Origin of the sequence: Pseudomonas sp. SIMBA_041 (assembly GCF_046535095.1) — a bacterium.
In the GTDB taxonomy this organism is placed as follows: Bacteria; Pseudomonadota; Gammaproteobacteria; order Pseudomonadales; family Pseudomonadaceae; genus Aquipseudomonas; species Aquipseudomonas mucoides.
In genome coordinates, this window is the sequence record NZ_JAWRXJ010000108.1 from 1 (window position 1) to 338 (window position 338).

At 63.0% G+C, this 338-nt stretch carries 1 protein-coding gene; it reads left to right on the top strand.

Going from position 1 to position 338, the window contains the following annotated elements; genetic code table 11:
• A partial coding sequence (locus SB725_RS30445; RefSeq protein ID WP_410923065.1) for a helicase HerA-like domain-containing protein occupies window positions 1–338 on the top strand: 338 nt, incomplete at both ends.

A 338-nucleotide genomic window follows, 5' to 3' on the forward strand; every position in this document is an offset into this window, starting at 1 on the left:
TATGCCACCTTCCTGCTGTGGCTGTTGGCGGAGTTGTTCGAACAGTTGCCCGAGCGCGGCGATGCCGACAAGCCGGTATTGGCACTGTTCTTCGATGAAGCGCACTTGTTGTTCAATGGCACGCCCAAGGCGTTGCAGGACCGCCTGGAGCAGGTGGTCAGGCTGATTCGCTCCAAGGGCGTGGGCGTCTACTTCGTCACTCAGTCGCCGGGCGACCTGCCCGATGCGGTGCTGGCCCAGTTGGGCCTGCGTATCCAGCATGGGTTGCGTGCATTCACCGCCAAAGAGCAGAAGTCGCTGCGGGCCGTGGCCGATGGCTTTCGCCCCAACCCCGCGTT